Source organism: Microbacterium elymi (assembly GCF_021582895.2).
GTDB lineage: Bacteria > Actinomycetota > Actinomycetes > Actinomycetales > Microbacteriaceae > Microbacterium > Microbacterium humicola.
This window is the reverse complement of the sequence record NZ_CP091139.2, coordinates 3,170,105-3,191,139: the sequence shown is the minus strand read 5'-3', so window position 1 is coordinate 3,191,139 and position 21,035 is coordinate 3,170,105. Positions and strand designations below refer to the sequence as shown.

General features: G+C 68.4%; 27 protein-coding genes and 2 pseudogenes. 12 read left to right on the top strand and 17 right to left on the bottom strand.

Annotated features, from left to right (window positions below; translation table 11 throughout):
- Window positions 1-138: 138 nt before the first annotated feature.
- Window positions 139-600: a hypothetical protein gene (locus L2X98_RS17390; RefSeq protein WP_259611721.1), complete on the top strand. Its 462-nt coding sequence runs from the start codon at window positions 139-141 to the stop codon at window positions 598-600.
- A gap of 14 nt (window positions 601-614) precedes the next feature.
- On the opposite strand, the gene L2X98_RS17385 is transcribed toward L2X98_RS17390, so the two are convergent.
- On the bottom strand, window positions 615-2,333 hold the full coding sequence (locus tag L2X98_RS17385; RefSeq protein ID WP_259611720.1) for an AMP-binding protein: 1,719 nt from the start codon (window positions 2,331-2,333) through the stop codon (window positions 615-617).
- 125 nt (window positions 2,334-2,458) lie between these two features.
- Between L2X98_RS17385 and L2X98_RS17380 the strand changes: the two genes are divergently transcribed.
- Window positions 2,459-2,902, top strand: a complete 444-nt coding sequence (locus L2X98_RS17380) for an OsmC family peroxiredoxin (protein WP_259611719.1) — start codon at window positions 2,459-2,461, stop codon at window positions 2,900-2,902.
- Entirely contained in the window at window positions 2,902-3,360 is a 459-nt protein-coding gene (locus L2X98_RS17375; protein ID WP_259611718.1) for a hemerythrin domain-containing protein, read from the top strand. Before L2X98_RS17380 ends, L2X98_RS17375 begins: the two co-directional genes overlap by 1 nt.
- A gap of 259 nt (window positions 3,361-3,619) precedes the next feature.
- Here L2X98_RS17375 and L2X98_RS17370 read toward each other — a convergent pair whose 3' ends face one another.
- On the bottom strand, window positions 3,620-4,591 hold the full coding sequence (locus L2X98_RS17370) for an MFS transporter (protein ID WP_354002842.1): 972 nt from the start codon (window positions 4,589-4,591) through the stop codon (window positions 3,620-3,622).
- A gap of 89 nt (window positions 4,592-4,680) precedes the next feature.
- On the opposite strand from L2X98_RS17370, the gene L2X98_RS21850 reads away from it, so the two are divergent.
- Window positions 4,681-4,812, top strand: a complete 132-nt coding sequence (locus L2X98_RS21850) for a hypothetical protein (protein WP_354002841.1) — start codon at window positions 4,681-4,683, stop codon at window positions 4,810-4,812.
- A 55-nt stretch (window positions 4,813-4,867) separates the two neighbouring features.
- Here L2X98_RS21850 and L2X98_RS17365 read toward each other — a convergent pair whose 3' ends face one another.
- Window positions 4,868-5,266 carry a helix-turn-helix domain-containing protein gene (locus L2X98_RS17365; RefSeq protein ID WP_259611717.1) on the bottom strand — a complete coding sequence of 133 codons (399 nt, stop codon included), beginning with the start codon at window positions 5,264-5,266 and terminating at the stop codon, window positions 4,868-4,870.
- Window positions 5,175-5,522, bottom strand: coding sequence for a helix-turn-helix domain-containing protein (locus L2X98_RS17360; RefSeq protein ID WP_259611716.1), 348 nt, complete (start codon window positions 5,520-5,522; stop codon window positions 5,175-5,177). Before L2X98_RS17360 ends, L2X98_RS17365 begins: the two co-directional genes overlap by 92 nt.
- Before the next feature lie 61 nt (window positions 5,523-5,583).
- On the opposite strand from L2X98_RS17360, the gene L2X98_RS17355 reads away from it, so the two are divergent.
- Entirely contained in the window at window positions 5,584-6,117 is a 534-nt protein-coding gene (locus tag L2X98_RS17355; protein ID WP_259611715.1) for a DUF488 domain-containing protein, read from the top strand.
- Window positions 6,110-6,616: an O-acetyl-ADP-ribose deacetylase gene (locus L2X98_RS17350; RefSeq protein ID WP_259611714.1), complete on the top strand. Its 507-nt coding sequence runs from the start codon at window positions 6,110-6,112 to the stop codon at window positions 6,614-6,616. Before L2X98_RS17355 ends, L2X98_RS17350 begins: the two co-directional genes overlap by 8 nt.
- Before the next feature lie 15 nt (window positions 6,617-6,631).
- Here the strand turns inward: L2X98_RS17350 and L2X98_RS21845 are convergent, their stop codons facing one another.
- On the bottom strand, window positions 6,632-6,808 hold the full coding sequence (locus tag L2X98_RS21845) for a hypothetical protein (protein WP_354002840.1): 177 nt from the start codon (window positions 6,806-6,808) through the stop codon (window positions 6,632-6,634).
- A gap of 62 nt (window positions 6,809-6,870) precedes the next feature.
- Between L2X98_RS21845 and L2X98_RS21840 the strand changes: the two genes are divergently transcribed.
- A complete protein-coding gene (locus L2X98_RS21840; RefSeq protein WP_354002839.1) occupies window positions 6,871-7,017 on the top strand; it encodes a hypothetical protein in 147 nt (48 codons plus the stop codon).
- Between the two features lie 10 nt (window positions 7,018-7,027).
- On the opposite strand, the gene L2X98_RS21835 is transcribed toward L2X98_RS21840, so the two are convergent.
- The 7 genes and pseudogenes from L2X98_RS21835 to L2X98_RS17315 all read right to left on the bottom strand — a co-directional run bounded on the left by L2X98_RS21835 (window position 7,028) and on the right by L2X98_RS17315 (window position 11,865).
- Entirely contained in the window at window positions 7,028-7,915 is an 888-nt protein-coding gene (locus L2X98_RS21835; RefSeq protein WP_354002838.1) for an MFS transporter, read from the bottom strand.
- A gap of 248 nt (window positions 7,916-8,163) precedes the next feature.
- Window positions 8,164-9,168 (bottom strand): NAD-dependent epimerase/dehydratase family protein, encoded by a 1,005-nt coding sequence (locus L2X98_RS17340; protein WP_259611713.1) that lies wholly within the window; start codon window positions 9,166-9,168, stop codon window positions 8,164-8,166.
- Between the two features lie 202 nt (window positions 9,169-9,370).
- The gene (locus L2X98_RS17335) at window positions 9,371-9,769 is read right to left on the bottom strand and encodes a ChaB family protein (protein ID WP_259611712.1); all 399 of its coding nucleotides are present in this window, start codon (window positions 9,767-9,769) and stop codon (window positions 9,371-9,373) included.
- 118 nt (window positions 9,770-9,887) lie between these two features.
- Window positions 9,888-10,172, bottom strand: a complete 285-nt coding sequence (locus L2X98_RS17330) for a DUF1254 domain-containing protein (RefSeq protein WP_259611711.1) — start codon at window positions 10,170-10,172, stop codon at window positions 9,888-9,890.
- On the bottom strand, window positions 10,067-10,555 hold the full coding sequence (locus L2X98_RS17325; protein WP_259611710.1) for a DUF1254 domain-containing protein: 489 nt from the start codon (window positions 10,553-10,555) through the stop codon (window positions 10,067-10,069). The genes L2X98_RS17330 and L2X98_RS17325 overlap by 106 nt, the downstream gene beginning before the upstream one ends.
- A 1-nt stretch (window position 10,556) precedes the next feature.
- A pseudogene (locus L2X98_RS21830) lies at window positions 10,557-10,957 on the bottom strand (DUF1214 domain-containing protein).
- Window positions 10,958-11,253: 296 nt separating this feature from the next.
- Window positions 11,254-11,865, bottom strand: a complete 612-nt coding sequence (locus tag L2X98_RS17315; protein ID WP_259611708.1) for a dihydrofolate reductase family protein — start codon at window positions 11,863-11,865, stop codon at window positions 11,254-11,256.
- A gap of 189 nt (window positions 11,866-12,054) precedes the next feature.
- Here L2X98_RS17315 and L2X98_RS17310 point away from each other — a divergent pair, with 189 nt between their 5' ends.
- A complete protein-coding gene (locus L2X98_RS17310) occupies window positions 12,055-13,074 on the top strand; it encodes a sigma-70 family RNA polymerase sigma factor (protein WP_259611707.1) in 1,020 nt (339 codons plus the stop codon).
- A gap of 27 nt (window positions 13,075-13,101) precedes the next feature.
- On the opposite strand, the gene L2X98_RS17305 is transcribed toward L2X98_RS17310, so the two are convergent.
- From L2X98_RS17305 to L2X98_RS17295, 3 genes and pseudogenes are all read right to left on the bottom strand, one after another.
- Window positions 13,102-14,001 (bottom strand): pseudouridine synthase, encoded by a 900-nt coding sequence (locus L2X98_RS17305; protein WP_259611706.1) that lies wholly within the window; start codon window positions 13,999-14,001, stop codon window positions 13,102-13,104.
- A 99-nt stretch (window positions 14,002-14,100) separates the two neighbouring features.
- A complete protein-coding gene (locus tag L2X98_RS17300; RefSeq protein WP_259611705.1) occupies window positions 14,101-14,433 on the bottom strand; it encodes a hypothetical protein in 333 nt (110 codons plus the stop codon).
- A 64-nt stretch (window positions 14,434-14,497) separates the two neighbouring features.
- Window positions 14,498-15,077: pseudogene (locus L2X98_RS17295) on the bottom strand (dihydrofolate reductase family protein).
- Between the two features lie 160 nt (window positions 15,078-15,237).
- Between L2X98_RS17295 and L2X98_RS17290 the strand changes: the two are divergent.
- The 3 genes from L2X98_RS17290 (at window position 15,238) to L2X98_RS17280 (ending at window position 17,848) form a co-directional block, all read left to right on the top strand.
- On the top strand, window positions 15,238-15,609 hold the full coding sequence (locus L2X98_RS17290) for a VOC family protein (RefSeq protein WP_259611704.1): 372 nt from the start codon (window positions 15,238-15,240) through the stop codon (window positions 15,607-15,609).
- A gap of 192 nt (window positions 15,610-15,801) precedes the next feature.
- The gene (locus tag L2X98_RS17285; RefSeq protein ID WP_259611703.1) at window positions 15,802-16,188 is read left to right on the top strand and encodes a VOC family protein; all 387 of its coding nucleotides are present in this window, start codon (window positions 15,802-15,804) and stop codon (window positions 16,186-16,188) included.
- A gap of 520 nt (window positions 16,189-16,708) precedes the next feature.
- Window positions 16,709-17,848 (top strand): serine/threonine-protein kinase, encoded by a 1,140-nt coding sequence (locus L2X98_RS17280; RefSeq protein ID WP_259611702.1) that lies wholly within the window; start codon window positions 16,709-16,711, stop codon window positions 17,846-17,848.
- 180 nt (window positions 17,849-18,028) lie between these two features.
- Here the strand turns inward: L2X98_RS17280 and L2X98_RS17275 are convergent, their stop codons facing one another.
- Window positions 18,029-18,865 carry a hypothetical protein gene (locus L2X98_RS17275; RefSeq protein WP_259611701.1) on the bottom strand — a complete coding sequence of 279 codons (837 nt, stop codon included), beginning with the start codon at window positions 18,863-18,865 and terminating at the stop codon, window positions 18,029-18,031.
- Window positions 18,866-19,167: 302 nt separating this feature from the next.
- Window positions 19,168-19,800, bottom strand: a complete 633-nt coding sequence (locus L2X98_RS17270) for a hypothetical protein (RefSeq protein ID WP_259611700.1) — start codon at window positions 19,798-19,800, stop codon at window positions 19,168-19,170.
- A 385-nt stretch (window positions 19,801-20,185) separates the two neighbouring features.
- On the opposite strand from L2X98_RS17270, the gene L2X98_RS21825 reads away from it, so the two are divergent.
- Complete coding sequence (locus L2X98_RS21825; RefSeq protein ID WP_354003079.1) at window positions 20,186-20,464, top strand: helix-turn-helix domain-containing protein; 279 nt, start codon at window positions 20,186-20,188, stop codon at window positions 20,462-20,464.
- The last annotated feature ends 571 nt before the right edge of the window (window positions 20,465-21,035 follow it).

Below are 21,035 nucleotides of genomic sequence, written 5' to 3'. Positions count from 1 at the left end.
TGCCGCGATATCACGAAGCACCCTTATGCGTCCCCTCGCGAGAAGCGGCGCGCCAATGCCGCCCTCACGGAAGTCCTGAAGCGACACTCGGTATAATGCAAGGCTCGGTGACACAGTGACACTGCTGCGGAGGTCCTGATGGCGATCAGCAAGCATGACGCGCTCGCGTTCATCGCCGCCGTGCAGGCAGAGCTTGCAGATGATCTCGGTGAGCCCACGTTCCGTTGGGATGACGAGCCCACTCCCGCCGTGACGGATCCAGCGCCCGATGCCGAGGCGCTGCGCACCGAACTCGAGGCGGCCCGGCAGAGTGTGCAGGCTTCCGAGACCGCAGTCACGGAGGCCGAGGAACGCGCGGATCGCGCCGAAGAGCGGCTCCACGCCGCCAGGAAGGTGGCACGCGCCGAACGTGAGAAGGCCGGCTTCACCTCGAGGGCCTTCGGAGCGGCGCGTCGGGGTGCACGGACCGGCATCGTCCGTCTGCAGGTCGACGGCAAGACACAGATCGTCCGGCCCGGGGCGACTGTCGTGGTCAAGGGCGTGCCCGAAGAGGATGTCGTCATCGTGCCGCCCCCCGTGACGCGCCACGCGCAGGGCTGATCAAGGCGACGCGGTCAGCGGTAGTCGCGATCGAGGTGCTGACCCGCGGCATCCCCCGCCACGACCCGCGCAGCCTCGCGCGCACGCAGATCCACTCGGCGGATCTTGCCCGAGATCGTCTTGGGCAGATCGTCGACGAACTCGATGATCCGCACCCGCTGATGCGCCGAGAGCCGCTCACGCGCGTGGGCGAAGATCGCCGAGCTGCGGCATCCGGGTCCGCCGCCGCCCCGGCCGTCAGACAGATGTAGGCCTTCGGCACCGCGAGCCGCAAGCTCGTCCGGACTCGGCACGATCGCCGCCTCGATGACAAGATCGTGCTCGAGCAGCACCGACTCGAGCTCGAACGGCGAGATCTTGTAGTCCGACGCCTTGAACACGTCGTCGGCCCGACCCACATAGGTGAGATACCCGTCGGCGTCGCGCGACGCGATGTCGCCGGTGTGGTGGAACCCGCCGGCACGCGTGGATGCCGTCGCCTCCTCATCCTCGTAGTACCCGGCCATCAGGCCCAGCACCGGCCGCGACAGATCCAGGCACACTTCGCCCTCGTCCGCCGCGATCTGACCGGTCACGGGATCCACCAGCACCACCGGGTAGCCGGGAAGCGGCCGCCCCATCGACCCGTCTGTGACCGGCTGTCCGGGCGAGTTGCCGACGCAGCAGGTCATCTCGGTCTGGCCGTATCCGTCCCGGATCGTGGAGCCCCAGGCATCCCGCACCCGATGGATCACCTCGGGATTCAGCGGCTCGCCCGCGCCCACCAGCTCGCGCGGCGGGTGCGTGAGCTGGCCGAGGTCGGCCTGGATCAGCATCCGCCACACCGTCGGCGGCGCACACAGCGTGGAGACGTGGTGCGTCTCCATCACCTGCATGAGCACCCCCGCGTCGAAGCGGTCGTAGTTGAACACGAACACCGTCGCCTGTGCCAGGAACGGCGAGTAGAAGCTGCTCCACGCATGCTTGGCCCAGCCCGGAGACGAGATGTTCAGATGGACGTCGCCGGGCCGCACGCCCAGCCACCACATCGTCGACAGGTGTCCGATCGGGTACGACACCTGCGTGTGCGCGACCAGCTTGGGGCGGTTCGTGGTGCCCGAGGTGAAGTACAGCAGCCCGGTGTCGGCCGCCGGCGTCGGCGCGTCCGGCTCGAAGTCCGTCGCGGCGTCGGCCGCGGCATCCCACCCCGTCCAGCTCTCGGGCAGATCGTCGCCGATGCCGATGCGGGCGACGGATGCCGGGACCTCCGACAGCCGGTCGGCCAGCGCGGTCAGCGTCACGATCGCGTCGACCGCGCCCTTCGAGACCCGATACGCCACGTCGGCGGCCGACAACAGCGTCGAGGTCGGGATCGAGACGGCGCCGATCTTGGCGATGCCCAGCATCACCTCCCATAGCTCGATCGTGTTGTTCAGCATCACGATGACGTGCGAGCCGCGCTGCACGCCGAGGGTGCGCAGCCAATTGGCCACCTGGTCGCTGCGTGCCGACAGCGCGCCGTACGACCACGACTGCGCCGACAGGTCGGCCTCGACGATCGTGACCGCGGCCCGGTCGGGATGCTCGCCGGCGACCACGTCGAACCACTCGAGCGCGAAGTTGAACTCGGACAGCTCGGGCCAGGCGAACCCGCTCACCGCCCCGTCGTAGTCAGTGGCGTGCGCGAAAAGGAAGTCCCTCGCCTCGCGGACGGACTCCGTGCCCGCCGTGGCCGCTCGTCCCTGCGCTGGCATGTGCACTCCCTTGCTCGTCCGACGAACGGAAGCCTACTCAGATGAACCGTGCCGCACCGGGTCCGAACGCGATAGTGTTTTTACACACGAATTCGTATGGAAATTACGCAGACGATGGGAGCGACATGAGCCTCGCGGTACGCAATGCGACGACGACATGGGACGGCAGCCTGGCCGCCGGGACCGGCACGTTCGGGAACACCAGCAGCGGCGCCCTCGACGGCCAGCAGGTCACCTGGGCATCACGGACCGAGGCGCCGGGCGGCAAGTCCAGCCCCGAAGAGCTGCTGGCCGCCGCGCACTCCTCCTGCTTCTCGATGGCACTGGCGCTCACGCTGGGCGAGCACAAGACTCCCCCGCAGCGACTCGTCGTCTCCAGCGAGGTCACCCTCGACCCGGTCGACGGCGTGCCCACCATCACCACCTCGAAGATCACCGTGCGCGGACAGGTGCCGGGCGTGGATGCCGCGACCTTCGCATCGATCGTCGACGAGGCCGCGGCGCTCTGCCCGGTCTCGCGCCTGTTCGCGGGCGCGACGATCACCGTGGATGCGCAGCTCGAGGACTGATGTCCGACGGCACGCAGCTCGCCGATGCGCTGACCGGCGAGCACCACGCCATCGACGCCGGCATCGAGGCCTCCCTCGCAGACCCCGATGCCGGCCCCGGCCCCCTGCGCGAGGCGATGACCGCCCTGCGCCGCCACATCTATCTCGAGGAGGAGTTCCTCTTCCCGCCGCTGCGGGCCGCCGGCATGATGATGCCGATCCTGGTGATGGAGCGCGAGCACGGCGAGCTGTGGCGGCAGATGGACAGCCTCGAGGACCTGCTGATGGATGCCGCGGCCGACGCGGCGCAGCAGGCATCCCGCGAGCTGCTGGCGCTGCTGGACAGCCACAACAGCAAGGAGGAGCCGATCGTCTACCCCCGGGCGGATGCCGATCTGTCGGCGGAGCAGCGGGAGCAGCTGGCCCGGTTCCTGGATGCCGGGACGATCCCCGACGGCTGGGTGTGCGCGAAGGCCTGATCAGCAGGTCCCTGAGCGAGCGCAGCGAGACGAAGGCCGGTCCCTGAGCGAGCGCAGCGAGACGAAGGGCCGGCCAGCAACCACCGCGCTTCGTCTCGTCGCTGCGCTCCTCGCTCAGCGACCTGCAGGCAGGTCCCTGAGCGAGCGCAGCGAGACGAAGGGCCGGCCAGCAGCCACCGCGCTTCGTCTCGGCGCTGCGCTCCTCGCTCAGCGACCTGCAGGCAGGTCCCTGAGCGAGCGCAGCGAGACGAAGGGCCGGTCAGCGACCTGCGCGGCTCAAGCGACAATCGCGCGCGTGCGGGACAGGAACGCGTTCACCAGCCCGGTGGCCACCACCACGGCCGCCGAGACGATCGGCAACGGCAGGGATGCCTCGGTGCCGGCGCGCGCGGCGACCTCGCCGGTCACCGCCGAGCCGATGGCCTGGCCGACGATCACGGCCGAGCCGAGGATCGTCATCACGGTGGCCGAGCGGCCCACCGGGCTTGCGCTCGGCGCCGAAGCTGTACTGGGTGACCAGAGTCGGCCCGATCCCGATCCCGATCACGGCGAGCGCGGCGATCATCGTCCCGACGCCGGTCACGAACGGCAGCGCGAGCGTGCCCGCCAGGATCACGGCGCCGAAGACGAGCCAGCGCGCGGACCGACGGAACGACTCGGGGAACACCGCGACCGCCAGCGCGAGCGTCGCCGATCCGATCCCCATCACGCCGTACAGCAGCCCGGCCTGCTCGGGCGCGCCGCGATCGTCCATGAACGCGGTGAGTGAGGTGAGCATCGAGCCGAAGAACAGCCCGACCCCGAGGATGCCGACCACCACCACGAGCAGCGTGGGCCGGAACAGCTCCGACACCGGGCCGACGGCGGCGCCGTGCGAGCGGGTCTGCGGCGGCGGCGAGGTGGGATGCAGGGCGAACGCTCCGACGAACACGACCGTCAGCACGGCGGCCCCGACCAGCGGCGCCCACGGTGCGATCAGCGAGGCGAGCACGCCGACGATGAACGGCCCGATGACGAACACCGTCTCGTCGGCCGCCGATTCGTAGGCCATCGTCGCGTTGAAGACGCGGTCGCGGCGGTCCGGGGCGATGCGGGCGCCGATGATCGTCACCAGTCGCGAGCGCGACAGCGGCGCCACCTGGGGTGCGGTCGCCCCGATAAGGAACGCGCAGACGAGCATGGCCGCATCGGGCAGGGTGCTGTAGGCGATCCAGGCGAACAGCGCCAGCACGATGCCGTTCGCGGTGCCGACCAGCAGCGAGCACCGCCCGCTGCCCGAAGCGATCGGCCGCCGCGCCCAGCAGCGGACCGAAGCAGGCGGTGCCCAGGCCCACGGCGGCCGAGGTGAGTCCGCCCAGCGACAGCGATCCGCGCGCCGAGACGACCAGCGTGAGCACGCCGACCACCATCATCGCGAACGGCAGCCGCGCGATGAACGCGACGACGAAGTAGGGCAGGCCGGTCTGGCGCAGGAGGGTGGTCCCCACCGGCGGCGCGGAGGCGTCGGTCATGGGTGGGGGGTGCGCTCCTCGACCTCGGTGCGGCCGGACAGATGCGCGACGCACACGTCGGGGCGCTCGTGCCGGACCAGGCGCTCCACCTCGGTCGAGGCATCCCATTCCTGAAGCGCCCCCTGCATCAGTCCCAGGTGGACCGAGCACACGACCTCGGGATGCTGCTGGGCGAGCTCGAGGAACGGGCAGTGGCACACGCTCAGCTCGTCGGCGGCCTCGCCGCGGGTGGGGCAGAATCCCACCCGCTCGAGCATCAGCACCAGCCCGCTGACCGGATCGTCGGTCGGCGTCTGGGCCGCTTCACGCCGGCCCCAGCGTCGTCCGGCGGCGATCGCCGAGCCGGCGGGTTCGGGGGTGCGGGCGAGCTCGTCGACCAGGATCTCGGCCAGCATCCGATACCGGCGGGCGGCCGCACCATCCATCTTCCGCACCCGTCGGAACAGCTTGCGCGGGGCGGCCCGGCAGGCCCCGGTCGTCGACGGTGCGCTCGACCTGACCGTCGGCAAGGAGCCGCTCGAGGTGGAAGCGGACCGTGTTCGGGTGAGCGCCGAGCCGGTCGGCCAGTGCCGCGATCGTCTGCGGCTCCCCCGCTTCGTCGAGGAGGCGCAGGACGTCCTCACGTCTGCTGGCCCGGATGCCGGATGCCATGTGGGCCATTTTACGGGCCGGAGCCGCCCGGAGGGTCGTCGGCCGTCCTAGAGTCGAGCCCATGGCTCCTCTGCGTGTGTGGACCATCGGCCATTCGACCCGCTCGGTGGACGAGCTCGTCGCGCTGCTGGAGGCGAACTCAGTGCGCGGCGTCGTCGATGTGCGCACCGTCCCTCGCTCGCGGCACACGCCGCAGTTCAACGAGGACGCACTGGGTGCGTCCCTGGCCGAGCGCGGCATCGCATACGAGCATCTGGCCGCCCTGGGCGGCTTGCGGCACACGACCAAGGCATCGGTGAACACCGGCTGGCGCAACGCGAGCTTCCGCGGCTACGCCGACCACATGCAGACACCGGAGTTCTCGGCCGGCCTCGACGAACTGCTGCGCATCGCGCACGCGCGCCCGACGGCGATCATGTGCGCCGAGGCGGTGCCGTGGCGCTGCCACCGGTCCCTGATCGGCGACGCGCTGATCGTGCGGGGCGTGTCGGTGCTCGACATCATCGGGCCGGGGCCGGCGCGGGAAGAGACCCTCACCTCGTTCGCGCGCGTCGACGAAGAGTCGATCACCTATCCGGAGGAGAAGGATGCCTGAGCTGATCGCCGTGCACGGCGACATCACCCGGCAGGACGTGGACGCGATCGTCAATGCCGCGAACAACGCGATGCGCGGCGGAGGCGGCGTCGACGGCGCGATCCATCGCGCCGGCGGCCCCGACATCCTGCGCGACTGCATCGCGCGCTTCCCGCACGGGCTGGCCACCGGAGACGCCGGCTGGACCACCGCCGGGCGCCTGCCTGCCCGCTGGGTGATCCACACGGTGGGACCGAACCACACCGCCGGCGAGCGCGACCGCTCGCTGCTGGTCTCGTGCTACCGGCGCAGCCTCGAGGTCGCCGACGAGCTGGGCGCTGTGAGCGTCGCGTTCCCGCTGATCAGCGCGGGTGTCTACGGGTGGCCGAAGCAGGATGCCGTGGCCGCCGCCGTCGAGACCGTCAGTGCCACCTCGACCCGGGTGGCCGAGGTGCGTCTGGTGGGATTCGACGAGCGCACGTACCGCGACATCCGCGACGCGATCCGGGTGCTCGGCTGAGCACAGGGCTGAGCGCTACAGCCAGGCGTTGCCGTGCCGCTGCCGCAGATCGCGGTACGCGACCGCGAGTGCGACGACCACGATCACGACGATCGCGGTGAACCCGAGCATGAACGCGACGGACCAGTTGCTCACGGCCAGCACGGCGAACGCGAGCGCCGTGATCACGGCGATCCCGACCGAGGTGCCCACGCGCTGCCCGTCTGCATGACGCCGCCGAGCTGCCCGCGTACTGCAGCGGCACCTCGGCGAGCGTGAGCGCCTGGTTCGGGCTGATCACCGCCCCCTGCGCGATCCCGACGAAGACGAGGCTGCCCAGCAGCCACCACTCGCTGGCCAGCCCGCGCGCGTGCAGCCACACCACCAGGATGCTCAGCACGAGTCCGACGATCGCGCTGTAGAGGCCTCCGATCACGACCTTGCGGCCGAGCTTGGCGACGCTGCGCCCCGCCCAGAGCGCGGCGAACGCCGACAGGATCGAGCTGGGCAGCCGACCAGCCCCGATTCCAGGGCGGTGTGGCCGAGCCCCTCCTGCATGTACAGGGCGACCAGGATCCACACGCTGGTCACGCCGAGGAAGTAGAGGCTCACCAGCAGCGTGCCGTTCGCGAAGCTCGTCACCCGGAAGATGTGCAGGTCGACCATCGGCTCGCGGCCGCGATCCTTGTACCGGTTCTCCCACCAGACCCACAGCAGCAGGATGCCGATGCCGACCGGCAGCGCGAGCCAGACCAGCGGCGTGCTGCGGGTCTCCAGGAACGGCAGCATCACCGCCAGGACGGCGAGCCCGAGCAGGACGGACCCGATCGGGTCGAGGTCGCGGCCGGTGGCCGGGCGGAGCGGATCGGCGGGGAGGTTGCGGTTCAGCAGCGGCTTGGGGATCCAGATGGCGGCCAGGACCAGCGCGATGATGCCGATCGGCACGTTGACGAAGAAGATCCACCGCCACCCGGCATCCGGTCCGCCGGCCTGGATCAGCAGCCCGCCCAGCAGCGGGCCGATCGAGACCGACACCCCCACCACGCTGCCGAAGATGCCGAACGCCCGCCCGCGTTCGGCTCCGCGGAAGTACTGCTGGATCATGCCGACGGCCTGCGGACTGACCAGTCCCGACCCGATGCCCATCAGCGCCCGGGAGAGGTTGAGCGAGAGCGGGTCGGCAGCCAGGCCCGACCAGATCGAGGTGGCCGTGAAGATCGCGACGCCGATCATGAACAGCGGTCCGCGCCCGTAGATGTCGCCGGCGCGGCCGGCGATGACCAGTCCGATGCCGAACGTGAGCGCGTACCCGGACAGCACCCACTGCGAGCTCGGACTGGGTGGCGCCGATGCTGTGCTCGATGGTGGGCAGGGCGACGTTGATGCTGCTCACGCTCATCAGCGACATGAACAGCACGACGACCAGGACGCCGAGCACCCGCCAGCGACGCGGGTCGGGCGTGTACTGGTCTGGTCCCCGGGCGTCCGTCATCCGTACACAGTATCGCCGCGGGTCGCCGCGCCGACGGGCCGTCGGCGCGGTCGGGGTCGGCCGTGCTCGGGTCGATTCAGCCCGCTGCGCGCGCGGCGAGCAGCGCGCGCTCCTCGTCGTCCGTGAGTCCGGCGCCGAGCGCCTGCATGCCGCGCGCGTCCTGCCCGGCGGTCGCGGCGAGCACGTCGGCGAGCGTCTCGGCCAGGGGCCGCAGCGCGAGACCGGCGGCCCGGGCGCGGGCGTTCGATCGGTCGCCCATGCCGTAGGCGTCCCGATCGGCCAGCCACAGCGGCAGCGAGCGGGGCCCGGCCCACTCGTCCACGTCGTGCGCGCGCAGCCAGTCGGCCGAGGCGGCGGCGAGCGCGCCGGTGTGGCCGGCGACGTCGCGGGCGGTCTGCAGGTGCGCGGGGAACGGCATCGAATCGCCGACCGCGTTGAAGGTGCCGGCCGTCCGCTGGGCGGCCAGCCGCACGAGCCAGTCGGCCAGGTCGCGGACGTCGATGACGGATGTCGGCAGGTCCGGGGCATCCGGCACCAGCACCGTGCCCGGCGGGTTCGACGGATGGGCGAAGCGCCTCACCCAGTATGTGGTCCGGCCGCTGCCGTCGCCCGGCCCGCCGATCAGCCCGGGACGGACGATCGCGCTGCGTTCGGGCCCGAAGCCGGCCAGGACGGCCTGCTCGCAAGCGACCTTGGCGGGCCCGTACTGCTCCAGCACGTCCATCACGTCGGCATCCAGCGGCGCGAGGGTCTCGGAGCTCTCGTCCCCGCCGCGCTCGGCGTGCGACGCGTAGACGCTGACGGTCGACACGAACACGTAGGTGCCGGCCACCGGCTCGAGCGCCTGCACCGCCCGCCGCACCTGCCCGGGCTGCCGGGCGACGTCGATGACGGCATCCCACCTCGTCCGGGCGAGGGAGGCGAGCGCGTCGTCGCGGTCGCGGTCGGCGTGCACCAGCGCGACGCCCGGGGGGACGTCCGAGCCGCGCGCCACGCAGGTCACGTCGTGACCCGCGTCGCGGGCCGCCGCGGCGACCGTGCGGCCGAGCCAGGCGGTGCCGCCGAGGAGGAGCAGCTTCATCCCGCCAGTGTGGCAGACGGCCCGCTCACCCGGCCGGGTACGGATCCGCCCGCAGCAGAGTGTCGTCCAGCGGGCTCGACGTCGAGGGGTGGACGCCGGTTCCGCCCGACAGCGCGGCGATGGTCGACCTCGCCACGCGCGAGATCACTCAGCTTCCGCTTGCTCCCGACTGACGCGGCCCCTGCTCAGGGGCACGCGGCGGCTACTTCTGGCGCGCCTCGCGCGTCTCGCGCTTGTTCGCCTTCTCGATGGCGTCGACGAGCTGATCCTTCGACATCGAGCTGCGTCCGTCGATGTCGAGCTTCTTCGCCACGTCGTACAGGTGCTCCTTCGAGGCGTTCGCGTCGACGCCGCCGTGGGAGGTGCCGGACGAGCCGCGCCTGCTCTTCGCCTTGCTGTCGCTCGGGCCGGCGCTGTCCTTCTTCTCCCAGTGATCGCCGACCTTCTCGTACTCGTGCTTGAGCGCGGCGAAAGCGGTGCGGTGGGCGCGCTCGCCCTCGCCGTACTCGTCGACGGCGGAGTCGTGGCTCTTCGACCAGATCTCCTGGGCGTGCTTCGGCGAGCGCTTGAGCGTGTCGGGCATTTCCTTCGATGCGGGCATGAGATCTCCCTTCCGTTGCTCTCACGGTACGACGGCCGTCGCCGTCCGGTCAGGCCCTTGCGCGGGGAGCCGGAGCATGGCAGGCAGGGGGCCGCGCATGGCTCCCCCGCGACTCCCGCTATCCGGCGGCGCGACCGTCCAGCGGCGTCACCCGCAGCTGTGTCGCCAGTGCGTGCGCGGCAGGGACGTCCGCGTCGTCGGCGACGAAGACGCGCCCGATCACGAGCATCGCGTGACCCGGCGCCAAGATGCGGGTCATGTCGGCGGGGACGATTCCGGTCCACCCCGGACCGGTGATCAGGTAGTCCCCCGCACGGCTGCCGGTCGTCCGCGTTCCCACGTAGGCGAAGTTCGCGCTCGTCGACGGGTCGGTGAACTGCACGCTGAAGTAGCGATCCGCCATGTCGGGGTGTGCAGCACCTGCGGGCCGCGTGTCACATCGAGCCAGCCGGCGACGTAGAGCACGTCGTCGGTGCCGGTCGCGAGCAGGCTGCCGCCGGCGGCCGATGCGGACGAGGTGCGCGGCGCCGCATACAGCGTGTTGACCGGGATGGGACCGTCGCCCATTCCGCGCTTCAGGATGGCCCGTTTGAAGCCGCCGATGGTGATCCGCGGCCAGAAGACGATGAACACGACGGTCCCCGCCACCCAGACGACCGCGGCCGCGACGGCGAGCGGGACGATGTCGTGCCATCCGCTGGCGAGTCGGCGATACACCACCCACGCGAAGATCACGAGGATGACGATCACCACCGGGACCGCGTACTTGAGGATCAGGCGGTTCACCTCACACCGCCGTCGCGAGTTCGGCCGCGCGGACCACCGGGGCCACCCGGTAGCTGCCGTCGAGGATCTCGGACCCCGGCAGATAGACCCGGAGCATGAGCGAGAACCGCCCCGACGGCACGGCCAGCCAGTTCTGCGGCGCACCGGGCGGCGGATCGTGGCGGAGCACGATGTCGACCGCGCCGTCCGCGCCCTGCGCGAGCTCCCCCGATCGTCGATGCCGGCCGGGCCGGCGGCATCCGCCACCATGTATCCGACGGTGTCGGTCACGGTCAGCGACCAGAAGGCGCGGTGGGGCGGCAGCTGCCCCGGCGGGAAGTGCAGCAGGTAGCTCTGCGCTCCGGTGAGCGGCCGGCCCGCGGCATCCCGAGTCGCCTTCCAGTACGCGGCCTCTTCGAACACGTTGACGGCCGGCAGCGCCTTCGCGCAGGCCGCCCGCGCGAGCACGCCGTTGTCGAGCCGGCCGCAGCGGCGGATGCTGCCTCCATCCGTTGTCCGTGGTGGTCAGCCGCCTGGCCACGAGGTTCAGGATGAGGATCGCCGTCAGGAACGCGAGCGTGGCGCCGATGATGATCCCCTGCACCACACCGGACTGCGCGATCCACGCGAGGATCCCTGCCATGTCTGAACCGTAACACCGGGTGATCGCCGCGTCGCCGCCGATCGATGCGCGCTGGTCCGGACGGCCGAGCGCGGCGCTACCTCGCGGTGCCGCGTGCCGGGTCGGCGCCGGCAGCCGGGAGCACTTCGTAGGTGAGGTGCACGAATCCCTGGCCGACGCCTCGCGAGGCCAGAAGGCGCAGGGGCATCTTGCCGTGGGCTCCGCCGAACAGGCGCTCGCCCGAGCCGAGGACCACGGGGAACACGACCAGGCGCACCTCGTCGACCAGACCCTGCTCCATCAGCGTCTGCACGAGCCGACGGCTGGCGTAGACGACGATCTCACCCTCCACCACCTGCGTCTTGAGTCGGGTCACCTCTTCGACGACATCGCCCCGCAGCACCGTCGAGTTGCGCCACACCGGCTCGGTGATGGTCGACGAGACGACGTACTTGGGCAGAGAGTTGAGCCGATCCGGCCATTCGCCGCTCGCGTCGTTCCACCGCTCCCCGAAATACGCGTCCGACGTGCGGCCGAGCAGCAGCGCCGACGCCGCCTGCGCCTCGGCGAACTCCACGCCCGCCCAGGCGCCGCGGTCGGCCGCCATGTACTCCTCGAACCAGCCGCCGTGGGCGAAGCCGCGCTCGCCGGTCGGGTCCTCGACGACGCCGTCGAGCGTGACGTTCTCACTGATCACCAGTGTGGCCATGTCATTCCTCCATCGTGTTGTGTCGTGCTTCCCGGATATGGACACCGCAGCATCCGGAAACCGGGCACGTTCGGCCGCCCAGTTTCCGTCGGCGCCGGTGTCCATACAGCGCGGCGACGCTCTGCCCCTCATGGCTGACCGGGCGTGCCGGAGCAGAGAGGGCAGCGGAGGATCATGGGAGATGCGATCATGACGACTGTGGTGGAGGAGCTGATCGCGGAGGCACGCGCGGGCGACGACGATGCGTTCCGCGAGATGGTGGCGCCGCACGTGCGTGAGCTGCAGGTGCACTGCTACCGGATGCTCGGCTCGCTGCAGGACGCCGAGGATGCGCTGCAGGAGACGCTGCTGGCCGCGTGGAAGGGGCTCGGCGGATTCGACGGACGCGCCTCGCTGCGCACCTGGCTGTATCGGATCGCCACCAACCGCTGCCTCAACGTCCTGCGGTCGACGAACCGCCGCCGCGCCAAGGAGTGGGACATCCCGGGCGTCCGACCGCCGACGCCGACCCGGCATGGTGAGGCGGTCTGGCTCGAACCGTACCCCGACAGCCTCCTCGACCGCGGCGGTGCGCCGGGGCCGCTGGGTCCCGAGGCCCGCTATGAGCAGAGCGAGTCCATCTCGCTCGCGTTCGTGACGGGGCTCCAGTCCCTCCCGCCGCGTCAGCTCGCCGTGCTGATCCTGCGCGATGTGCTCGGCTTCCGGGCGAAGGATGTCGCCGGGATGCTGGATTCCACGGTCGAGTCCGTCACCAGCGCGCTGAAGCGGGCGCGCGCGACGCTGGCTCGGCGCGCCGGGAACGACGGGGACCGACGTCCTCCGCACCCGGGCTCGGCGGAGGAGAGGTCGCTGGTCACCCGATTCGTCGCGGCGTACGAGTCCGGCGACCTCGATGCGCTGGTGGCGCTTCTGACGGACGACGTGTTCATGTCCATGCCGCCGATGACGCTCGAGTACGAGGGGCGGGATCTCGTGGCGGAGTTCTGCGCGCTCCTGTTCGGCTCGGGCCGCAGGTTCGAGCTCGTCCCGACCCGCGCCAACGGCGGACAGCCCGCGTTCGGCCTGTACGTCCGCACTCCCGAGGGCACCGGGCGGAGTACCGGGCTCATCGTGCTCAGCCTGGCCGGCGAGCGGATCTCCAGGATGGTCCGCTTCGAGGCCGGCCTGCTCCCCCGGTTCGACCTGCCGGCATCGTTGCCGGCCAGGTAGCCGAGGCGCCGCCCGGGCTGGCCGAGGTCAGGACTCGGCCACCTCGCTCGCGAGCGGCAGGGTCCGGGTGCTGCGAAACCGGCGCGGACGTCCGTCCACCGGATCGACGAAGCTCAGCTCGTCGGCCAGCAGCTCGAGCGGCGTGCGGAAATCGTGCACCGGGACATCCTGCACGGTCGGGTAGAGCGGGTCGCCGAAGATCGGGATGCCGAGGCCCAGCATGTGCACGCGCAGCTGATGGGTTCGCCCGGTGTGCGGCGTCAGCCGGTACACGGCGCCGTCGGCCAGGATGCTCTCGCGCTCGACCAGGGATTCGGCGTTGGGTGCGGCATCCGGCACGACCTCGGCCTGCATCCGGCCGCGGTGCTTGACCAGATGGTTGCGCACGGTGACCGGCAGGGGCAGGTCTGGCCGGTGGGCCGCCATGGCCCGGTAGACCTTGCCGACCTCCCGTCGCTCGAACAGCGACTGATATGGCCCGCGCCAGCGCTTCTCGGTCGCCAGCAGCACGAGTCCCGAGGTCACCCGGTCGAGCCGATGCAGCGGAGAGAGCTCGGGCAGTTCCAGCTCGTCGCGCATCCGCACCACCACGCTCTGCCGCACGTGCTGGCCGCGCGGGATCGTCGACAGGAACGGCGGCTTGTCGACCACCACGATCCGCTCGTCGCGGTAGACGATCCGGATGCGACCCGGGACGACCGCTTCGTCCGGAAGATCCCGATGGAACCAGACGAACGTGTTCGACCGGTAGGGGTCGTCGCCTCTGACGGGGCTGCCGCTCTCGTACACGAAGCGCAGTTCCGCCAGGAGGGCGCTGACGTCCACGCGCGCACCGAACCGCTCGCGCAGCCACCCGCCCATCGTGGTCGGCTTGCGGCATCCTGCCCGGATCTCGGTCCCGATCCGGAGTGCGCGCCCACGCGGCATCCAACCCCAGTCGCTGCGGCAGCGGGGAACGGGGAGGCATGATCCGAGCGTACGCGGCGCGGCGACGGCCCTCGGCGGGATGTCGGAAGCTGCCAGGTGCTACGGCTGGGCCGGCACGGGCGTCTGCTGGTAGAGGGCGAGGCGCCAGCTTCCCTCACGCCGGGTGTACACGCTCGACATGAGCGCGATGAACGCGGGTTCATCCTCATCGCGATAGGCACGACCGGTGTAGACGAGGATCGCGTGATCGTCGCCGAGCGTGATGAGCCGCTCATCGGCGATTTCGTACGTCCGCCAGGGGGCGCATCGTTGAGTGAGGCGATGACGGCCTCGCGATCGAACACCTGGCCGTGGGCGAGGACCATGACGGCGTCGCTGGTCATGATGTGCCCGTAGAAGTCCGCGCCGGTGCTGGTGCAGAGGGATTCCCATCCCCGATGTTCGAGGTCGAGCAGCTCCTGGATCACTATGTGCCTCCTTCGATCGCCACGACCTTCTATGCGGTCTGAGTCGCTGCCTGCGCGGGTCGGTATCGCACGGCGACCGCGCCCGACGTGAACTCACGGCGATCCACGAGCTCGAGCTGGATGCGCTCGCGCAGACCGGCGAGCAGCGTCGGTCCGTGCCCGGCGAGGACCGGCTCGCACCACGAACTCGTACTCGTCGATCAGCCCCAGATCCGCCAGCGCCGAGGGGAGCGTCACACCGCCCACCCACAGTCCCTCACCGGGCTGCTGCTTGAGCCGCTGAACCGCCTCGCCCAGGTCGCCCTGCACCAGCTCGGCGTTCCAGTCGACCGCGCTCAGGGTGCTCGAGACGACGTACTTCTTCGTCCGGTCGATGGACTCGGCGAACGGGATCTCCCACTCGTCCATCCACTCCGGCCAGGTGCCGGTGGCCGGCCGCCGCCACGCCGACTCCATCATCTCGTAGGTCACCCGGCCGAACAGCAGGGCATCGGCTCGTTCCATCTCCGCAGCCCAGTAGCGCATCGACTCCTCGTCCGGAGGAAGCCCCGCCTCGTGATGGAGCGAGCCGTCGAGCGTGACGTTGATCGAGTATCGAAGTGGTCTCATCTGGCCGGTCTCCCTTGATCCGCGCAATGCGTTTCACCGGAAGGTATCCAGATTCGCCGAGCCGTTCAAGAGACGATCAGCGGACGAGGGGGCAAGCGGCGGGTGGGATGTCGGCGGAGCCGACCAGACTGGACCGGTCCCCAACCACAGAGAGGTCCTCATGCCCTTCGCTTCCATTCGCATCATCACCGACGACGTCGATCGACTGGTGAGCTTCTACGAGCTCGTCACCGGCACGGCGGCGATCCGGCCGGCGCCGGTGTTCGCACAGTTCTCCGGCCCGGGTGCCAATCTCGCGATCGCCGCGCCCGCGACGGTCGCCATGCTGGGCGACGCGGCGAGTCCGGCATCCAATCGATCGATCCTGGTCGAGTTCGAAGTGACCGACGTCGACGCCGAGTTCGCGCGCCTCCGCGACCAGCTCGATGACGTCGTGCTCGAGCCCGCCACGATGCCGTGGGGAAACCGATCCGCGCTCTTCCGGGATCCTGACGGCAACCTCGTCAATCTGTTCACCCCACCCGCGGGCTGAGGCGTCCGCGGTGTAAAGCCACCGCACGCCGCGGAGACGCCCGTCGGGGAACGAAGAGGAACGTGGGGGCGGCCGCTCTTGCCGACCCACCGGCCCATCTCAGGGCGTAGGATGCGGCAAGACCGATGAGGTGACCCGTCCGGCATCCGAGTCGACGGCGCTCGTGGTCCTGGGGAAGAACGGCGGATTGACATGGGGCTGTCCAACGCGAAGGTCGAGCCGGCGATTCCGGTGTCCGACATGACGAAGGCGCGCGAGTTCTACGAGGGGAAGCTCGGGTTGTCGGGCGGCCGGCCGATCGGCGACGGCGGCATCACCTACCCGGTCGGGTCTGGGCGTGAGCTTGACATCTACCCGTCTCCGGCCAATGCCGGGGCATCGGGGGGCACGATCGCCGCGTGGGAGGTCGAGGACCTTGCGAAGACCGTGGACGAACTCACCGCCGCCGGTGTCGTCTTCGAGCACTACGACGGCGAACGGCTCAAGACCGATGCTCGCGGCATCGCGACGATGGGCGAGGACCACATGGCGTGGTTCAAGGATCCGGACGGCAATTTCTTCGGCATCGCAGAGCTCTGAGACTCCGCGCGAGTCCGAGATTCTTTGGCAGTGAGAGTAGTGAGGCTCAGCGCGGCGACGGCGCGATCGTAGCGCGCCGATTCACACGACAACACAAATACCCTTTGTCGGGCATTCTCTCTTTGGTCGGGATGACAGGATTTGAACCTGCGCCCCCCTGACCCCCAGGTATCCCGTTCAAGCCAGATCGTTGATTTTCCGGGCATCTCTGCCCTTCAAACGCCGTGATTTCACGTCATGGCTTGCATGCATTGCGTGGTTCTGGTCCCGGTTTGGTCCCGGTTGGTTCGCTGTCTAGAACGAGAGTCTTGCGGGCCATGGCGCTTGCGGAATCTCATCGCAAAGGCACGGCTTGCGCCGCGTGGCTCGAACATGACTCGCCTTGAGACTCTCACCTAGGTCGACCATCGCGGCAGCCTGCGGTTGTCATCGTAGGCCGTGGTCGGACGCTTGCGCGACATCGAGCCACGGGAGAATATGCACATGAGCAGCCCTGAGCGAGCGGTACGAGATCCTCGACGTGTTCGGCGTACCCACTGGGCACGCGATCGTCGGACGTGGCCGCGATCTGACGACAGGGATCGAGTACGCGGTCAAGATGCGCCGTGGCGCGGGGAACGTCGAGCGCAGGTTCACACGTGAGGTCGAAGCGATGCGGGCAGCCTCTAGCCCGAACGTTATGCCTGTGATCGACGTCGACCCGGATGGCGAGTGGTACACGATGCCAATCGCAAGGGGTGAACTCACCCCCGCCATCAAGGGCCTCTCCCTCAGCGACCGTGAGGAGCTCGCGCTCGCTGTCGTGCGAACGGTGGCTCATGGGCTACACAGTTTCCATAGGGAGGGTCGCGTCCATCGTGATCTGAAGCCGCAGAATATCCTGTGGCTCGACGATGATAACGGTGCCCGATGGGTGGTCTCGGACTTCGGCATTGCTCGTAACGCGCCAGGATCGACGACCGCAGACCTCACTCGACAAGGCAACCTGGTCGGGACGGAGCGGTGGGCCGCTCCCGAGCAACATGCCGACGCGCACTCCGCCACCCCGCGAACCGACGTGTACAGCCTCGGTGCCATTGTGGGCTGGATCATGACCGGCGAACTCCCGACGCCCGTGTACGTACCGCTGCCGTCCGAGAGATATCGCACGGTGGTCACACGCGCTACCCGCAGGGCCCCAGGGCAGCGATATCCGACTGTCGACGACATGCTCCAAGCAATGGAACGTGAGCTCGAGGGCGTGAGCGGGCCGTTGAGCACTCAACTCGAGCGACTCCTCACTGACCCGCTCGACGTCAAGGCGTTCAACGATTTCGCTCTCGCACATCGGGGGAACGGTGCTCTGTTCCTTCCCGAACTTCGCCGTATCGAACGATCGACGGTGAACACTTGGTTCGATGCGGATCCGGAGGGGATGACGCAGTTCGCGGAGAGTATGTGTGATCTCCTGAAAGACGGTCAGGACGTAGGCGGGCTTCAACGAGAGGGACTCCGCCCTCCCTTGTTGTGGCTTCTCGACGTGCTCCGCCACCTGGTGCGCAGACGAAGGCTTGATCTTGCAGAGTCATTGGCGAACGCGCTGTTCACTGCAAGCGGAAGCCTGCGATCAATACCCGGTCGGCGACGCCATCGCGCGTTGGCTAAAGGCTCTGTCGCATGAAGCTCGGTGCAGGTCATGCTCAACGCAGTAGTTGCGTCATCCACGGAGAGCTATGTTCGTTCCATCCTCGAAAATGACTGGAACGAACCTTCGAGCACGACGCTTCGTCGCTGGATGCTCTAGATCTCTCGGAGCGCGGGTGATCAGGGGTTGCACCGAGATCTCGCCCTATTGGCGCGCTCAGGCATCAACCGGGTCGTCGACGACAATCTCGTACCCTTCAACTCGTGAGACGTACCCCCGTTTGCGCAACCTGACGAGGTACCGGATCACACGGAATGCGAGCACGCAGAAGAGCGCCACGGCATAGAGCACAGTCGCGCCAAGTATCAGGGCGGACAGCAGAAGTGGTGATGTTGCGAGGGTCTGCATCAGCGACCAGAAGCCTGCTTCCGGATCGGCCTGGCGTTGCTGCTCTATGAGCGTGAGGATGGACGGGATCGCCGGAATCGCTGCGAAAACTGCGACCGTCAACCCGAGCAGCGCGAACCTGTTCGCCGCGCGCGCGGCACGTAGGCTCGCGCGCGTACTCGCGCGTTCACCGAGCATGCTCGCGCCGTTGCGGACAACTTCTAGGATCTCGAAGGCACCCAGCGCAGTCAGGACGTGGCGAGAGATGTCGCGTGCCGTTCCTGCGCGATGATGCGCGCCACGCACTTCCTTCTCCAGTTCCAACACTCTGCGGTAAGTGCGCAATATGTCACGCTTGCCCGTCTGGAAGTCTGAGATCCGCTGTTCCAGCCTGCGCAGCCGCACGCAGACAAGCCCGATTCGTTCGTACAGCAGGGTGTGGTGGAGGTCCAGGATGCCGGCACGCCAGGCGCGCAAGTGAAGCAGCAGCACAGAGCCGCCGGTGGCGTGAATTCGCATGCCTGCGTGGATGCTCAGGTTAGGACCGGGGTCCAGTGTGATTTGATCGCTGCCGCGCGGGACCTTGCGGATCGCGAGGTGCACGACGTCCTGGGCGTGGTTGTCGACCCAGTCTGTGCAGCATGCTCCTGCCTGGACCATAATCATCGGATAGGTATAGAAGGGGCCGCCGACGAAAGCGCGGATTCCCCGCAAGATTCGACTGACAAGAACTTCCAGCCAGTCGTAGAGCGACGCGGGTTCCTCATGCTCGAAGACTCGGACCCTAACCCCTCCCTCTTGCCTGCTCTGCCCACTCTCCCCCGGCCCATTTGGCACCCCGCGACGCATACGGCTCGGGCACTCGCGACGAGTGGAACAGCGGTGATCCTGGGAAGGATGCGTCGATCGCATCTGCCGGAGCGCAACCTGGAGGTAGATGCACGCCGACGGTAATCTGCACAACACCCTCACGGTGCAGGCATCAGCCGAGGCTCAAGAGTGATCGACCTTTCTTTGTCACCGATTCGGATAGTGTGCTGCGTCGTTCGCAGGAACAACCGCACATAAGCATCGAGGTCTTCTTGTTCGTTCCAGAAGAGATCAGCCTCTATCTCTTTCTCCATGAGCGTGACCTTCTGTGCGTCCACGAGGATCTTCTCGACCTCGACACGCACAGTTTCGAGAGACCAGTTTTCCTCGTCCTCGTCCGGAACGTCGTTGCGCTTTACCTTAAGCAATCGGAATGCTCGGAACGCAGTCACCGGATGCGAGACAACGCCCCTCACCAACGACGGCAGCCCGTTCAGGTTGTCGGTCCATGTCTTGAGCCGTTGAAGGCGGGGCAGGTCTCGTTCAATCCTCTCTAAGGACGGAGGCAGTCGCGCTGACCTGTCCGATGGCCACGCTGCGCTCACTGCGAGTTCAGTATCAAGGAGGTGCTTCGCCGCCTTACCGAGATCAATGGGTTTCGAAGTCGGAACGGTATGGGCGAAGTAGACAACCGCCTCTCCAAGCACCGCTTGGTGGAGGTTCTTGGACCTTGCCGGTACTGGCACGGCGTCTGTTGGGAGGTTCAGCGCTCGTCGGATCCAGTTCAGCACTCGTGCTCCCCTCTGCTTGCTCGCGTTCGCGTCGAGTCCATTCTCCCGTGGGGCGCAGACAGAACTTCTTCTCGCTCGCCCACACGCGCGGCATCCCACGCAGAGGCCCGATTGCGAGGACACACCGCCCGCCGTCGCACCGCGTTACGGCATTGGGAAGTCAACGGTCCTGCGCCTACTGAAAGACACGAACGTGCCCATGCGCCGACAGCCGATCACGCCCAACCAAACTGTCCAGGTAGTCGTCCTCTACAAGGCGGGCAAGTCCTTGACGGCTGTCGCGCGGGAGCTCGGCCTCGCCAAGCAGAGTGTGCGCCTTGCGCTTCTACGGCCGAAGTGGCGATGAGACCCAGTGGTCGCCGACACACAGGTCAACCGCCCGGTGATGCAATCTAAGTACACAAAGTCCACAATCCGCTATACTGATGGTATGGAGAGTGAAGATGGAATGAAGCCATTCCTGAACGTTCGTGAGACCGCGAAGCTCCTTGGGGTGCACGAAAACACAGTCAGGAACTGGGTCACAGCAGGCACCCTCGTGTCAGCTCGTGTTCCTGGCTCGACGCAGGCATCGTTTTGCTCGAGAAGAGGTCCTGCGCCTTCAGAAGGAACGCGGCTCAAGCGCTTCGTCGGTCGCACCCGCGCTCCGCACGGACGGGCCTGAGCTCATCACCGCCAACGAACTGAACACCTGGGCTGCCCGCGATGATGCGAAGACCGCCTTTCCCGAGCTGATGCGTCGTCTTCTCGCGGTGACTCCCGGGATCAGCAATCTGCAAGTCCGTGCCCACGAGGGTGTGGCTGCCTCTGGTTGGGACGGCACCGCCACGTCTGCAGGTAGTGCGTACCTTCCAGTCGGCGAGTTGCGCTTCGAGTTCGGCACGGACGCCAACCCGAAAGGAAAGGCTCAGAACGACTACGACAAGCGGGTGCTCGCGCTCCCCGCTGACGCGAGTTCAGTCTTTGTCTTCGCCACGCCGAGGAACTGGGCTGGCGGTAGCGCGTGGGCTTCGGATCGCGCCGCCGAGAAGAAGTTCTCTGACGTGAAGGCCATCGATGCGCACGCTCTGGAGAGTTGGCTCCAAGAATCGCCGTCCGTACATCGTTGGATTTCGGAGCGATTAGGCTATCGACCCCGAGACGCACAGACCATCGAACGGTGGTGGCATGCTTTTCAGGGTCGCACGACGGTGGCGCTCCCGGCTGACTTCTTCGCGGCTGGACGCACCGCTGAG

Bases quoted from the DNA above. Each gene is read 5' to 3' on its own strand.
- L2X98_RS17390 (WP_259611721.1), top strand. From the start codon at position 139: ATGGCGATCAGCAAGCATGACGCGCTCGCGTTCATCGCCGCCGTGCAG.
- L2X98_RS17385 (WP_259611720.1), bottom strand. From the start codon at position 2,333: ATGCCAGCGCAGGGACGAGCGGCCACGGCGGGCACGGAGTCCGTCCGC.
- L2X98_RS17380 (WP_259611719.1), top strand. From the start codon at position 2,459: ATGAGCCTCGCGGTACGCAATGCGACGACGACATGGGACGGCAGCCTG.
- L2X98_RS17375 (WP_259611718.1), top strand. From the start codon at position 2,902: ATGTCCGACGGCACGCAGCTCGCCGATGCGCTGACCGGCGAGCACCAC.
- L2X98_RS17365 (WP_259611717.1), bottom strand. From the start codon at position 5,266: ATGCTGGCCGAGATCCTGGTCGACGAGCTCGCCCGCACCCCCGAACCC.
- L2X98_RS17360 (WP_259611716.1), bottom strand. From the start codon at position 5,522: ATGGCATCCGGCATCCGGGCCAGCAGACGTGAGGACGTCCTGCGCCTC.
- L2X98_RS17355 (WP_259611715.1), top strand. From the start codon at position 5,584: ATGGCTCCTCTGCGTGTGTGGACCATCGGCCATTCGACCCGCTCGGTG.
- L2X98_RS17350 (WP_259611714.1), top strand. From the start codon at position 6,110: ATGCCTGAGCTGATCGCCGTGCACGGCGACATCACCCGGCAGGACGTG.
- L2X98_RS17340 (WP_259611713.1), bottom strand. From the start codon at position 9,168: ATGAAGCTGCTCCTCCTCGGCGGCACCGCCTGGCTCGGCCGCACGGTC.
- L2X98_RS17335 (WP_259611712.1), bottom strand. From the start codon at position 9,769: ATGCCCGCATCGAAGGAAATGCCCGACACGCTCAAGCGCTCGCCGAAG.
- L2X98_RS17330 (WP_259611711.1), bottom strand. From the start codon at position 10,172: ATGGCGGATCGCTACTTCAGCGTGCAGTTCACCGACCCGTCGACGAGC.
- L2X98_RS17315 (WP_259611708.1), bottom strand. From the start codon at position 11,865: ATGGCCACACTGGTGATCAGTGAGAACGTCACGCTCGACGGCGTCGTC.
- L2X98_RS17310 (WP_259611707.1), top strand. From the start codon at position 12,055: ATGACGACTGTGGTGGAGGAGCTGATCGCGGAGGCACGCGCGGGCGAC.
- L2X98_RS17305 (WP_259611706.1), bottom strand. From the start codon at position 14,001: ATGCCGCGTGGGCGCGCACTCCGGATCGGGACCGAGATCCGGGCAGGA.
- L2X98_RS17300 (WP_259611705.1), bottom strand. From the start codon at position 14,433: ATGGGAATCCCTCTGCACCAGCACCGGCGCGGACTTCTACGGGCACAT.
- L2X98_RS17290 (WP_259611704.1), top strand. From the start codon at position 15,238: ATGCCCTTCGCTTCCATTCGCATCATCACCGACGACGTCGATCGACTG.
- L2X98_RS17285 (WP_259611703.1), top strand. From the start codon at position 15,802: ATGGGGCTGTCCAACGCGAAGGTCGAGCCGGCGATTCCGGTGTCCGAC.
- L2X98_RS17275 (WP_259611701.1), bottom strand. From the start codon at position 18,865: ATGATTATGGTCCAGGCAGGAGCATGCTGCACAGACTGGGTCGACAAC.
- L2X98_RS21825 (WP_354003079.1), top strand. From the start codon at position 20,186: ATGCAATCTAAGTACACAAAGTCCACAATCCGCTATACTGATGGTATG.